This window comes from Segetibacter sp. 3557_3, from assembly GCF_004354985.1.
Classification (GTDB): domain Bacteria; phylum Bacteroidota; class Bacteroidia; order Chitinophagales; family Chitinophagaceae; genus Segetibacter.
Window position 1 is genome coordinate 45,815 of sequence record NZ_SMSK01000004.1, and the last position, 14,802, is coordinate 60,616.

Annotated in this window: 8 protein-coding genes; 5 read left to right on the forward strand and 3 right to left on the reverse strand. The window is 43.1% G+C overall.

The genetic code is table 11. From position 1 onward, the window contains the following. Nucleotide 1 precedes the first annotated feature (1 nt). From EXU57_RS08210 to EXU57_RS08230, 5 genes are all read left to right on the forward strand, one after another. Entirely contained in the window at nucleotides 2–1,315 is a 1,314-nt protein-coding gene (locus EXU57_RS08210) for an SIR2 family protein (RefSeq protein ID WP_133267714.1), read from the forward strand. Further along, on the forward strand, nucleotides 1,299–3,446 hold the full coding sequence (locus tag EXU57_RS08215; protein WP_133267715.1) for an ATP-binding protein: 2,148 nt from the start codon (nucleotides 1,299–1,301) through the stop codon (nucleotides 3,444–3,446). Before EXU57_RS08210 ends, EXU57_RS08215 begins: the two co-directional genes overlap by 17 nt. Before the next feature lie 224 nt (nucleotides 3,447–3,670). After that, nucleotides 3,671–6,796, forward strand: coding sequence for a type I restriction endonuclease subunit R (locus EXU57_RS08220; protein WP_133267716.1), 3,126 nt, complete (start codon nucleotides 3,671–3,673; stop codon nucleotides 6,794–6,796). A gap of 67 nt (nucleotides 6,797–6,863) precedes the next feature. Next, entirely contained in the window at nucleotides 6,864–9,209 is a 2,346-nt protein-coding gene (locus EXU57_RS25350) for an AAA family ATPase (protein WP_133267717.1), read from the forward strand. Beyond that, complete coding sequence (locus EXU57_RS08230) at nucleotides 9,210–10,496, forward strand: McrC family protein (protein ID WP_133267718.1); 1,287 nt, start codon at nucleotides 9,210–9,212, stop codon at nucleotides 10,494–10,496. A 128-nt stretch (nucleotides 10,497–10,624) separates the two neighbouring features. On the opposite strand, the gene EXU57_RS08235 is transcribed toward EXU57_RS08230, so the two are convergent. The 3 genes from EXU57_RS08235 to EXU57_RS08245 all read right to left on the reverse strand — a co-directional run bounded on the left by EXU57_RS08235 (nucleotide 10,625) and on the right by EXU57_RS08245 (nucleotide 14,434). Beyond that, on the reverse strand, nucleotides 10,625–11,104 hold the full coding sequence (locus EXU57_RS08235; RefSeq protein ID WP_133267719.1) for a hypothetical protein: 480 nt from the start codon (nucleotides 11,102–11,104) through the stop codon (nucleotides 10,625–10,627). Nucleotides 11,105–11,477: 373 nt separating this feature from the next. After that, nucleotides 11,478–11,777, reverse strand: coding sequence for a DUF6958 family protein (locus EXU57_RS08240; RefSeq protein WP_133267720.1), 300 nt, complete (start codon nucleotides 11,775–11,777; stop codon nucleotides 11,478–11,480). Nucleotides 11,778–12,607: 830 nt separating this feature from the next. Beyond that, complete coding sequence (locus EXU57_RS08245; protein WP_133267721.1) at nucleotides 12,608–14,434, reverse strand: T9SS type A sorting domain-containing protein; 1,827 nt, start codon at nucleotides 14,432–14,434, stop codon at nucleotides 12,608–12,610. Nucleotides 14,435–14,802: the final 368 nt, after the last annotated feature.

Genomic DNA, 14,802 nt, shown 5'->3' on the forward strand with positions numbered 1-14,802 from the left:
AATGGACGTAGAATTTTGGCAAAGAGTGCATAAGGTAAAAACAAATACTGAATGCGAATCTTTTAATGATGCACCGCAACCATCTGATTGGCGGCCGAAGATTGAACCCTGGCTTAGTGCAATTTTCCAAAGTGAGCATTTTTCAGTATTGATTGGATCTGGAATGACAACAGGATTATGCTACATGGCAGGTGTTGAAGCACAAGCAATGGGAAGACTTGAACTAGATGGAGTCTATTCCCAAATAATTGCAGAGGCTGCAAACGAGTCAGCATCAGCGATGGAAAGAGGGGAAGCAAACTTGGAGGACGATATCCGAGTTGCTTTAGAGCTGCTGCGAGGTTATCAAATACAAAAACACCACGACAGGGAACAGTTGAATGCCGAATTGGATCATAAATTAAATTCTTTCATCAAGAATATTCTTGCTACAGAACGTTCCTTTAAGGAGAAGCTTGGGTTAGCTACCGGAGAAGAACAGGCGAAAGCTTTAGTTGCATTTAAATACTTAAACTCATTTCTACTAAGTTTTTCAAGTAGAGCAGCCTCCCGGGAAAGATTGAACATCTTTACAACCAATTATGACAGATTTTTAGAATTTGGATGTGATGAAGCTGGAATAATTTTAATGGATCGTTTTAAGGGAAAACTGCAACCAATATTTAGAAACACCAAATTGGAGCTGGATTACCATTATAACCCGCCTGGAATTCGAGGCGAACCCAGGTATGTTGAAGGTGTAGCAAGGATTACAAAGCTACACGGATCCGTTGATTGGAAATTCGAAGATTATGGAAAGATTATACGGATGCTTTTACCATTCGGCGCGGCTGATACTCATCCTGAAATACCCCGAGAGGCGACTAAGCAAGCTGTTATTTATCCCAATTCAGCAAAAGATATAGAAACTGCATATTATCCCTATTCTGAACTTTTTAGAGATTTTTCTTCTTCTATTTGCCGACCGAATTCTGCCATTGTTACCTACGGCTATGGTTTCGGAGACTCTCACATTAATAGGATTATTGCTGATATGTTCACAATCCCTTCAACACATCTTGTGATTATAGCTTATGGTGATCCTGGGGATAAAATACAAAGGTTTTTAGCAGACAAGAATGAAGCACAATACACTTTGTTAATGGGACCACATTTTGGAGAACTAAAATCCCTCGTTGATTTCTATTTACCTAAATCTGCCATTGATAGGTTAACAATAAAAATGCGTGACCTCGTGAGCCGACGTGATAAACCTGGGGCAGTAAATTCCAGTTCGAACAACGAAACAACAAACAGTGATGAACCAGCTTCATGATTTTGACCAGCTTAGAAACCTAACTATTGGAATGGTGGACTATGTATCACCAGTAGAAATTAGAGTATTATTAGAGCCAGATGCACCACAAAATACCGCATTGAATAATGGAGTGCCTTCTCTTTTCCCTCGAATCAATGGTTATGTCCTAATACCAAATGAAATCGGAGCGGTAGTCGGAGTGATAAGTTGGATTGGAACAGAACACTCTAGTTATCCTAAAAGAAAGGGGTTTAAGGATTACGACTTAATAGATTTACCGTTTCCAACTAGGAAAATGATGATTAATCCAGTTGGCACACTCAAGACTATAGTGTCTGACAGCGAAAGTTTTCATCGACTTGAAAGAGGGGTCTATTCATTTCCATCGGTTGGAGATACCGTTATACTTCCAAAGCATGAACAACTTAGAGCAATAGTAGAAAATAGTGACAAAGGAGCTTTCGTAAGAATCGGAACAGCACCAATCGCTGGAGATGCAACTGTGACCATAAATCCTGATAGACTATTCGGTAGACACGTAGCCGTGCTAGGCAATACGGGCAGTGGTAAATCTTGTTCGGCTGCTGGCCTAATCAGATGGTCATTAGAAGAGGCAGAAAAACATAAAGCAGGAATAGGAAACCTAAATGGTCGATTTGTAATACTTGATCCTAATGGTGAATACTGTGATTGTTTCAGCGATTTAAACATTACAGTTAAGCGATTTAAGATTGAAATTTCTGAAAGGGAAGCTGGAATTTTTAAAAGCTTAAAAGTCCCGGGGTGGTTATGGAATAGCTTTGAATGGAGTTCCTTTTCCCAAGCATCTGCTAAGACACAAAAGCCAATTTTAAGACGAGCATTGAGGGAACTTAGAAATGGCTCAAAGACAGATACAGATACTACAGCCCTACAGTACAATCGATATGTAAAAAGTTGTGTGATTTCTTTAAAAAGTGATTTAAGAACAGGGTCTCGGGCCTTTTCTGAATGGCCCGGTAAAAACGATTTTGGAAAAAAGCTTCGGGCATATAAAGATAGTTTATTAGCATTCATCGGTAGAGTAGATGAACAACTTAGAAATCAAATAGAACAAGCAGCTTCGAATTTAGATGCAATCGCTCAATCAAGATATGCACCCTTCAACAATGGTCAAATTAATTATGAACCTTTTACTGTTGCACAAGTTTATTCAACAATTGAAACGGTCGAAACTTTACTTAGCGATACTACTCCTAATATAGAAGCGACTGATATTGACGAAGATTCTCCGGTTCCATTTGACCCTGAATTACTTCCGCAACATGTTGAAACATTGTCTGAGGAACAAGGAGTGCTTCAACATCTCGATTTTTTGATACTTCGAATCAAGACCCTTTTAGCTGATAAAAGGATGAAGAAAGTTGTAGGTAGGGATGATGATGTCACCCTTGAAAATTGGTTAAATGATTATCTGACGGGTATCACGATTATTGATTTATCACTTATTCCATCAGATGTAGTTCATTTGATTGTTTCAGTTATTTCTCGCATAATATTCGAAGCTGTACAGAGATATAGGCGACGAAACGAGAAGGTTCTTCCAACTGTACTTATGCTAGAGGAAGCTCATAACTTTATCAAGAAGACATTTTCAGCTCCTGAAGAACTGTCAACATCGGAAGTGTGCAGTCAAACGTTCGAAAAGATAGCAAAGGAAGGAAGGAAGTTTGGCTTAAGTCTACTTATCTCCTCTCAGCGACCCTCTGAATTATCTGATACAGTTCTCTCTCAGTGTAACACCTTTTTACTTCACAGGATAGTTAATGATCGAGACCAAGATTTGGTGAAGCGACTAGTGCCGGACAATATAGGGGGATTATTGAAAGAGTTACCTGTACTACCAACACAAAAAGCAATACTGTTAGGGTGGGCGTCACCTCTTCCTATGTTAGTTCAACTTCGCTCACTCACTAAAAGTCAAAGGCCGAAGTCTCAAGATCCTGATTTTTGGGATGTATGGACTGGTAAAGAAGAAAGGACAGCAAACTGGACAGAAATCGTTACCGATTGGACAGGAGAAGCGCAAAGTGCAGATAATGTTCAGACAGAAACAGCTACATCAAGTGAAACAAGTTCTTCTACTGATGAAGATAATCTACCCTTTTAATTCCTATTTCTACAACAATGAGCCTCCTTACCGAGGATGAACTTGAACAAATCGCGTAAGGGATTGCAGCGGATACCCCACAGCCGACGAAGGAGGCGAGGAGTAGCAGCGAAAAGCCCGACCCCTTTCCCGGCATTAAGCCGGGATGGGGACACGCCCTAAAAAGTTCCTTACTGCCTTGACATAAAACTAGCAATAAAAAACACCTATCGAAACTTGCTGCTATGAGTAATTTTCTTACCGAAGATGAAATAGAACAAATCGCCCTCGACCTTTTAAAAGATGATCTGGGATACGACACCGTCTTCGGTCCTGACCTGGTGGACTCGGATACTCCTGAACGCACACACGCCGAGGTGGTACTATCTTCCCGTCTGCAAGCCGCGATTGACCGCATCAACCCACATATACCTGCTGAGGCCAGGGAAGAGGCATTTAAAAAAGTACAGCGTGCCGCATCTATCGACGCACTTGCAAGCAATGAGGCGTTTCATGTAATGCTTACCGATGGCATTGATGTAAAATTTCGTGTCGCTACCGGTACCAGGAGCGATAAGGTTTGGCTGATTGATTACAACAATCCACACCAAAATAACTTTTTGGCAGTTAACCAGTTTACAGTTATCGAAAACCACGTTAATAAAAGAGCGGACCTTGTTTTGTTTATCAATGGTTTGCCCCTGATAGTAATAGAGCTCAAAAACGCTACCGACGAAAATGCTGACGTATACGCTGCGTACCAGCAGCTCCAAACGTATAAAAGCACCATTCCATTACTTTTTCAATACAATTGTTTTATGATCGCCAGCGATGGCTGGTTTGCAAAAGCAGGTACCATCAGCAGCGACTTTAGCCGCTTTATGGAGTGGAAGACCTCAGACGGAGAAAACATTGTAGACACCAATACGGAGGCGGAGATGGAACCGATGCTGAAAGGCATGTTGCGAAAAGAAAGCCTTTTAGACATCATCCGTTACTTCATTGGTTTTGAAAAGAGTAAGGAAAAGACGATAAAGAAGATTGCAGCCTACCACCAGTATTACGCGGTTAATAAAGCGATTGCTACAACAGTCAGAGCTTCAGGCAACCTGGGCGATAAAAGAGCAGGTGTTATCTGGCACACCCAGGGTTCGGGTAAGAGTTTAAGCATGGTGTTCTACACCGGTAAAATGGTCGTGGAGCCTGCAATGAATAATCCTACGATTGTCGTACTAACCGACCGCAACGACCTCGACGATCAGCTCTTCGGCACCTTTTGCGACTGCCAGCAGTTATTAAGACAGGAGCCAAAGCAGGCAACCAATCGCAAAAGCCTTCGCGACTTGTTAGCTGTTGCTTCCGGCGGTATTGTGTTTACCACCATTCAGAAGTTTCTGCCCGAGGAAAAGGGCGACAACTTTCCCATGCTCACCGACCGCAGAAACGTGGTTGTGGTAGCAGATGAAGCACACCGCAGCCAGTACGACTTTATTGATGGCTTTGCACGTAATATGCGCGATGCTTTGCCGAATGCATCTTTCATTGGCTTTACTGGTACCCCAATTGAAAAGCAGGATGCCAGCACCCAGGCCGTATTTGGCGATTACATAGACGTGTATGATATAGAGCAGGCGGTAAAAGACGGAGCCACCGTGCGCATTTACTACGAAAGCCGCCTCGCGAAGGTAAAGTTGAGCGAAGAAGAGAAGAAGATCATGGATCAGAAGGTGGAGGAGATAACCGAAGACGAAGAACTGACCGACAAACAAAAACGATTTGCCAAATGGGCCAGCAAGGAAGCGGTGGTAGGTAGTACTACCCGTTTGCAGCAGGTAGCCAAAGACATGGTTCAGCACTTCGACCAGCGGCTCAACGCAAGTAAAGGAAAAGCCATGTTTGTGGCGATGAGTCGCAGGATAGCAGTGGAACTGCACGATGAGATCGTTCATCTCAGACCAGACTGGTACAGCAAAGACGATGATAAAGGCGCAATTAAGGTGATCATGACCGGCAGCAGCAGTGACGGCCCAGAATGGGCTGAACACATCCGAAACAAAAAGAAACGAACCGACATTGGCAACCGGCTAAAAGATCCGGAAGATGAACTGAAGATTGTGATTGTACGTGATATGTGGTTGACAGGCTTCGATGCGCCTGTGCTGCACACGTTATACGTAGACAAGCCCATGAGCGGGCATAACCTGATGCAGGCTATTGCAAGGATCAACCGGGTATTTGGTGACAAGCAGGGTGGGCTGGTGGTTGATTACATCGGCATTGCACAAGACCTGAAGAAGGCATTGGCTACCTATACCGAAAGTAAAGGAAAAGGAAAGCTTACGCATGATATTGATGAAGCTGCAGCGAAGATGTTGGAAATATACGAGTTGGTCGCCGACTTGTTTGCCGGGTTCGACTACAAAGCATACTTCAACCAGACACCCAGGCAAAAAATGCAGTTTATTCTCGAGGCTGCGAACTTCATCTTAGGTCTCACCGAAGTGGATGAGTCGGGCAATGTTATCAGAAATGGAAAACAAAAATACAAAGATGCAGTTACACGTCTGTCGCAAGCTTTCGCACTGTCGGTCACCCATCCTGATGCGCTGCTAATAAGAGATGACCTTGCGTTCTTCCAGGCCATCAAAGCACGTATAGCAAAGTTCGACGAAAGCAAACGGAAGCGGAGTAACCAGGAGATAGAAACTGCATTACGGCAGATTGTGAATGACGCGATTATTTCGGAAGATGTGGTGGATGTATATGATGCTGCCGGCATCAAAAAGCCCGATATTTCTATTCTCGATGACAAGTTTCTAGCAAGCGTGAGAAACCTGCCCCAAAAGAACCTGGCCTTAGAATTACTCAAGCGTTTGCTCAACGATGAAGTAAAGAACAATTCGAAAAGCAATGTTTCTCAAGGTAAAAAGTTCTCTAAGTTACTTGAAGAAGCAGTTAAGCGTTACCAAAGCGGTCTTATTGAAGCTGCCCAAGTAATCGACGAGATGATAAGACTTGCTAAGGAAATGCGGGAGGCCGCAGAGCGTGGCGAAAAGCTAGACTTAAGGCAGGATGAACTAGCGTTCTATGATGCGCTTGCTGAGAATCCTACAGCTGAAACAATATTAGGGGATAAGACGTTACGCGCAATCGCACATGAATTGGTCGAGAGCGTCAGGCGAAATACCTCCATCGACTGGCAGCTAAAAGAAAGTGTTCAGGCAAAAATCCGCTCACTCATAAAACGTATACTCCGTAAATACAAATATCCACCAGACAATCCCGCTACAGGCGAGTACACTGTTTCAGTAAACAAGGTACTGACCCAGGCAGAGATGTTTGCGGATTATTGGAGTGGAGAGGCGGCGTGAGTTGGCTCCAAAACGTTTTTCTTTCACCAAACAACAATTCAACACATTATTCTCCAAAGAACACCAGATGAATAGAATTTTTATAGGTAAAATAAGTAAAACTTACCCCCAACAGTTCGAACAGAACTTTTACGCTGGAGGGAAAAGAAACAATTCGTGGTACGGAGGAATAGAAGTTGGTGATTACGTTTTTCCGGTTTACAATTCTTCTATCCAGAAGTTATGGAGAGTTAGGTATTTCTCAGAAGAACCAAACTCAATTGATCCGGAAGGTTCTGTTCAATTTGAACTGATAAAAGAATTCAAGGACCCGATACCCCTTACATCGATATTCGCCCGGTATAAGTACTTCGTCCTGGATTTAATTACAGTAAATAAGATTGCTAAATCTACGGCATCGGAGCGAACCGGATTTTACGAAATCCACTGTGATGAAAACTGCCCGGCTCCCCAACAAATAGATTTTGCCGACACTCGTAATATCTATATTGCCTTAGGCGATACTTACGGTGATTTAACTTATCGGGAACTTGATGTTCGAGTGCTAATCAGAGATAGGGAAAATTTGAAAATTCAAGAGATTGAGATATTTAAAGGTGCCGCCTTTGTTCCTTATGAAAGCCTGTTAAACTTATACAAACAGAAAAACAAAACAGATGAGTTTTACAGTTTAAAGGAACTTCTGGAATTTGCAATCTTTGACGGTGCATCAAAAAAGGAAAAGTTTCTAACTGCGGTAATTGAGGAAATTGAAAAGAACGGGTTCTTCTCCGTTAAAAGTCCAATTGGTTTGTACGACAATGTTCTCGTGGGTAGAAAAAGGACATTTCGACCTAAACCGGGCGTTCCAGACGGTCCAGGTGATCCGGACGATGATGGTGGTGACGATAATGGCTCAGGAACTTTCGACGATCCGGAGTTAACAAAAGACGAACTTGATGAATATAGCGACCTAGTAGCGTTATTAAAGTTTTCGCCGAACCTTATTCTGTACGGACCTCCAGGTACCGGTAAAACACATTCTGCACAGAAAACCATTGAGGCTTTTGAGTTCGACAGAACGAAAGTTATTAGGTCATTCAGACAGATCCAAGCCAATGGAAGGGCGACATTCGTCACTTTTCACCAGTCGTTTTCGTATGAGGAATTCGTAGAGGGCCTTCGACCCATGATAGATAGCGAAAATGACAAGGCGGAAAATGGCGAAGGAAGTAATCTGAAATATAAAGTCCAGTCTGGTATTTTGCTCGATGTGGCCAATCAGGCGGCAAGAAGTCAGTTAAAAACCGAACTAAAGGTTAGAGAGTTCGAAAAAATGAAGGATGACAATCGGATTTGGAAAATATCACTGGGTGAAAGAGGAAAAGACGAATCGGTTTACCAGTCCTGCATTCAAACAAATACTATTGCGATTGGTTGGCTTGATGATAGGAGCATAGCTGGATGGGATTACGAATCGATTTACAATGAATTGATTTCAACAAGAAAGAAGGAAAATCAAAACTCAACAAATAATGCCAATAGCGTTAACAACTTTCTAAATGAAATGAGTGAGGGTGATCTTGTGCTTGTCTTAGCAAACCAAACCTCTATTCGCGCGATCGGCATGGTTGACGGACCATATGAATGGAAAAACAACTTGATTGGAAAATCCGCTCATCGCCGCAAGGTAAAGTGGTTGAAGGTTTTTGGTACCCCGGTAAATATTGTAAAGTACAACGGCGGAAAAAAGCTGAGCCAGGTTACCCTCTATGAGCTAGCGAACATGAAGTTTCTCGACATCAAGGAACTGCTGGGAGCGGAGAATCCCGTGGCAAGCCCGGATAAGAACTCCGCGGAGCCTTATTTTTTAATTATTGATGAGATTAATAGGGGGAACATATCTAAGATTTTCGGTGAGCTTATTACTCTTGTGGAGAAAGACAAGAGGGATAAAATAAAAGTTCGTCTACCGTATTCTCAAAAAGAGTTCACGTTACCCGCCAACTTGTACCTGATTGGAACTATGAACACGTCAGATAGGAGTATTGCTGTTCTTGATACCGCCTTGCGTCGAAGATTCATCTTCAAAGAAATAGAACCAAATCCGGCCATAATCAAAAATGAAAGCCAGCTGGTCGCAGGTGATCTCGACTTGTCAACTCTGCTTGACGCAATTAACACTAAAATCAGCGTGAAACTTGATCGGGATCACCGTATAGGACAGTCATATTTTTTGGAAGTACTAACGCTCACCGAATTTAAAATCGTTTGGTACTACCAAATCATCCCATTGCTGATGGAGTACTTCTATAATGATGCAGAAAGTATAGCGGGAATTATAACAGAGTCTTTCATTGACAAGAGTACAGGCCGGGTAAAGATGATTGAATCCGACAACGAGTTTCAGGCAGCCCTATTAAAAATCAAGTAGTTGAACTCAGATATCATTACTGTATTTCAGGATTACAACAATGAAGTGCCGGGATTTAATGAGCACTTAGATAATCTCTATGCGTTAAGTGACATTATTGGTAAAGAGAATTTTTCGCTGCAAGCAAACGGCACGTTGCAGATAATGGACTATATCGGGTTTTTCCAAAGAGGGCACACGCGCATACAAATATTGCCAAAAATTTACGCGAAAAGTGTTGGGGTTGAATTGTCAGGAGCCGAACTAAATGACTCTTTAAATTTTGTTTATCGACTTTTATCCTGGAGTGGTTATTTGAGCCACAAAAAACTTCCTCCGCAGCTTCAAAGTTCCTCTGCATCGGACTTACTTGAAATATTTGTTGGCATTTTCATTACAGAGTTCCTCGATTTATTTAGTAAAAAAATTAATCGAAACTACATCCAGCAGGAGCATAATCAACAGTTCATCAAAGGCAGGATATTGTTCTCAGAAACGGCCAGGAAAAATCCCATCCTTAAACATCTTCATGTTGTACGATACGATGAGTACACGATTAATAATCCATTAAACCGGCTATTCAAAGCTCTTATCGTGATGTTGCTGACACGAACAACCGATAGTTATAACAAGCGGATGCTGGTAAGGGGTATCAACTATCTCGAAGAAGTTGATTTAAAGCCGCTAAGTACACTGATGTATAAAGCGATTAGGTTCGACCGCCTTAATGCCGACTTTGAACCGCTCTTCAATATGGCAAAGCTGTTTTTCCACAACTCACAGCCAGGCCTAAAGGATGGCAAAGAGAAAACGTTCAGCTTCCTTGTCCCTATTCACTTGCTATTCGAAACGTTTGTTGGGAAAGTCTTAGGTGAATTCTTCAACAATCGATGTGTAGTTTCTCACGGTGGTCCTCAGCTACATCTGGCTACCTGTAATAACGAAGGTGCCTTTCTTCTGAAGCCGGATTTTACCATACAAACACACGAGGGCATCACCATCATTCTCGACACCAAATTCAAATATCCATTTGATAAAAAGGGAGGAGTTGCAATAAGCAAGAGCGATCTATATCAGGTAACAGCATATGCATTACGATACAATTGCAAGCAACTGTATCTACTTTACCCGAAATTCATTGGGGTGGAAAATGAAGCGTCTCTGTTGGCCGAATACTTCATTGAGTCTGCGGCAGGACGGATAACTCTTAGCGTTATACAGATTGATGTAATGGAGAAAGATATCGAAAAGATTGGGGCAACTATAAAAACTCATTTTAATTTTCTTGATAAGGCTGCCATGATCTAGGAAAGCAGATTTAAATTAAATTGTAAGTTTCCGGAAGAAGAGTAGGGGCCAATTAGTAATGAACTCTCGTATTCTATTTAGTTTATTGAACAGACAAGTTGCGACTACCAGAGCTTTCAGTTTATTATTTAAGGTAGAAGGTTAGCTGGAATTTCATCAAATAAACAAAGGAGATTACTATTAATTGATATTAGGTCTCCTTTATTCACCTTACACTTGGTTGCTTTTGGGACTTTAGGTGGCCTATTGTATGCACTAATCCGGTTTTCATTTTTAAGCATGTGGTAATTTACGTTGATCCCACCATTTAAATTTACCAAGTGTCCTATTACTACATGACCATTATTTGACCTTAACAATGATTTGTGTACATCCCATACGGCTGCCTTTCCACTAAAGGCTTTGAGTTGAATGAATAGAATTTTGCTTTCGATCCCTATTATGACATCAAATCCAAAAGCATCAAAGTCCGATCTAGAAACAATTAGATCTTTTCCCTTTGCAGCTGCTTGCATATGAATATCTTTCAGAAAAGAATATTCAGCCATTTTCTCTTGATATCTACTTTTGCCTTCACTTTTGAAATAATCATAGGCGGCATTCATCATTAGTTCCCTTGTTTTGTTTGTAATTAAAGTAATTGCTGTGAAAATGTGTCAATTCCATCTTGCATCTCATCGATGCGGTCGCGGGCAAGCTGTTCGGGGTTTTGGTTGGGGGTGGTCATTAAGCTTTACAACTGGAATTCGTCTGGTGGTAATGTCCTTGATCCTTTACCTTCCAAACCTAAAGAAATTTCACATACCATCACCGGTAAAAACACGGGAAAAGCCGGGAAATTGCCAGTGCGCTACTTATGAATGTAGATTTTTCGTTGCTGTTTTCTTTTCAACAAATCCTCCCGGGTAGAAAGGACAGCAGGGAAGCCCGCCAGCAATCGTACACACACCGTGATTACGCGTTGTATCCCTTTTCCGTGTTCTATAAGATGCCGGAGGCGTTACCCTGCTTTAGCCGGTACTTTTGTGGCTTATGCGTGGTCCTTTCGATGATTGCTTTTGCCTCCAGGTCGAGCTTTATGGTTTCGGAATACCAGCCAATATTGTCTGTAAACTTACCGGTAAGTGACTCTGTCATTTCGTCCATGAGTTCGGTATGGGTGAGTTCCCGTTGGTGTAACACCTGCAGCATGGCCTGCTTTACCACGTCATATTTTTCGAGAGAAATGTTTTTCCCGCTTTTGCCTTGTGGATGTAGGGTAAGAATTTTCTCCGCTTTCATGGGTGATGTTTTTGTACGTAAAAAGTAAATGTAAAGAACTGGACTGCTTCCTGAACTACGAAGACCCAAAGGGATAAAGGGGCACGAGGAATAAGGGCAACCATGGCGCAAAGGTGCCTGAAGAACGATAGCCACGAAAAGGGGAAGGCACAAGAGAAATATAACCTTTATGCGTGAAATCAGTTGAACATTGAGCATTGAACATTCAATATCGTTCCGTTGAACCGTTTATTCAATTAATCTGCCCGCTAATACTTTGGGGTACAAGCCGGCCCGGATGAACCGGTTCGGATGTCCGCCCGGATGAACCCGGTTCGGACGGGGGAGCGCGACCCTCCAACGAATTGGGAGTACTGCGCAACCACTTACAGTTTCTAATCTCCTATTGTCTTAAGAACACATACCAGCCCTTCTTCGGGGTGCCCTTTGGGAAACCGAAAATATCTTCATTTGCGAGGAAATCCTGAACCCGGTTCAGGATGGTCGAGGCGTCACTAAATTATTGAGCATTTCTCCGGGTCTTATACGTGAGTACATCCTTGCTTAGTGTTGCTGTTGTGGCTCCTCTCCCGGCGTACTTATTCAGCCGCGTAAAGGGTTGCCGTACAAGTGTGCGACGCAAGAATTTTGACCAAAGTTCCATTGCCGGGTCTATAAAAAACTTCACCCTCCAACGAGCTGAACTTATAGGAGCAGCGCAAAAAAGATTTTACCGAAATTGGAGTTCATGCTACCTGCCGGGGTTGGTAGCGTAACTGCAATCTGCTCTTAGAAGTACGACTTACAATGGCTAAGATCTGAATAGTTAATGCTGTAGAGATGGAATGATCTTATTGCCTCACGAACGTTGTCGTTTGCGTCTCTCTACCAGACGACACTTTTATGGAGTACACCCCACTACTGAAAGCCTCGATGTCGATGGGCAGAAATGTTGTTCTTCCATTAGCAGAGAGTTTTATTTGTTTCACCAATCGTCCGGCCTGGTCACGCAGCTCGACCTGCAGGGAACCCTGAAGACCGGTTTGAACTTGTAAGGTGCTGGTTGCGGGGTTTGGAAAAACTTTCAACTGGACTGTTCCCCAGTTTTTCCGCACGCTGATCGTTTTACTGTAAACAGGTTTACCGCTCTTGTCTACCGCTTTAACCCGGTAATAGGTGACACTTGCATTTTGCTCTCCCGTAGTATAATTGTACACGGGGTTACTACTTGGGTTGGCATGAGCCGGCACTTTCCCGATTGTAGTATAGTTCCTGTTATCAGTGCTTTGCTCCACTTCATAATGGCTGTAGTTTTCGTCGTGCGCTGTCCTCCACTGCAACTGCACCCCGGTGGTCACTTCAGCAGCAGTAAATTGAAGAAAGGAAAGGGACAAAACACTTGCATCATTTTGATAAGCAACAAGCGCGAAATTGTTGTTGGTGCCGACAGCCGAGTATCCGCCCAGGTAGATCGTGTTCCCGCTGAGTGCCATGGTAAAACTTTCCTCGTGTCCCGTACCGATAGGGGTAGTGGCTTTGCCGTCTCCGTCAAATGTGCTGTCGAGGCTGCCATCCGGTTTATAACGGAACAGCGCGAAATCCAGGTTTCCCCCGGTACTGATAAAACCACCTACGAGTAGCTTTCCATCTTGCTGAACAGCTACCGAGGACGCTTTATCTGAAAAATTCAGGTGATTGGTCACCACTTTGCCATCACCATCAAAGGTGCTGTCGGGGGAACCATCGACATTGTAGCGTGCAATGGCAAAATCCTGGAAAGTAACGTTCGGGTAAATGGTGTATCCTACCGCTACAACCTTTCCGTCTGGCTGAATAGCAACAGCCTCTGCTATGTCTTCGCGATTATTAAAAGTAGTTTTAACGATCCCGGTTCCATTCCAGGAACTGTCAAGCGTGCCGTCTGGCTTGTAACGAACCAGGGCGAACCCTTCCATAAAAGGATCTGCGCTTCTTCCAGCAAGCATAAACTTGCCGTCAGCCTGGACGGCCATCGCAAATGCCATATCGGTTGAGCCAATATGGGTGGTTACTATTCCGTCTTCGCTGAAAGATGAGTCAAGTGAACCATTTGGGTTGTATCGCACAACGGCAAAGTCCCAAACGGTGCCGGGCATGGTAGAGTATCCTCCGACAAGAATTTTCCCGCCATTGAGAATATGCACCCCCCATCCTAAAGCAACCTGTAGTCCTGAAGGAGCGATGCTGGTCAGCACCTTGCCGTCGCCGTCAAACGTATTATCAAGCGAGCCATCCGGATTATAGCGAACCATCGAAATATCAGTTCGACCCTGACCGATACTGGATCGACCAACGACAACGATTTTGCCATCAGGCTGAACGGTTATATCGTGCGGTATATCCGAACCCGGCCCAATTGCCGTATATACCTTTCCATCTCCATCAAAGCTGCTGTCGAGGGTTCCATCGGGGTTGTAGCGGGCTACTGCAAAGTCTTCCGTTGTTCCGGCAAGTACATTGCCGGCCAAGAGGATCTTTCCATCCTTTTGAATAACCATTGCGTTATCTAAGACATTGCCACTTTGCCCCATATTGGTGACGACTTTCCCGCCATTTCCAAATGATGTTAGTAAGCTGCCGGGCTGACTAAAAGAAAGCAAGGTCAAAAAGCACAAGATGAAGGTTGAAATGAGTTTCATAAAGGTTGGATTATGGTGGTTTAGGAGAAATGACAAGGCTTAATGTAACAGGAGAGACGCTGGATAAAAACTTACTCAATCGGGGAGATTGCTTTGTTAAGATAGCTGGTCTGATTGAAGATTAAAAGCAAATGCCGGACTTTTTATTGCTTCCAATTTGCGTCTCATTCAAGGCATTGCTGCTGAATATTTTGACACGACATAACCTTTGAGTGCTCCAACGTTGCAGGAGAATGCCTGGTTGAAATAAGGATGATCACGAAGGAAATTTGCAAACCTCGATGTTGTTGTTGTGGGGAAGGGAGTCTTTACCTAAACACCTTCGAGCCGGATAACGCACGAGATGCAAAACGTTCTCATATAGTCGT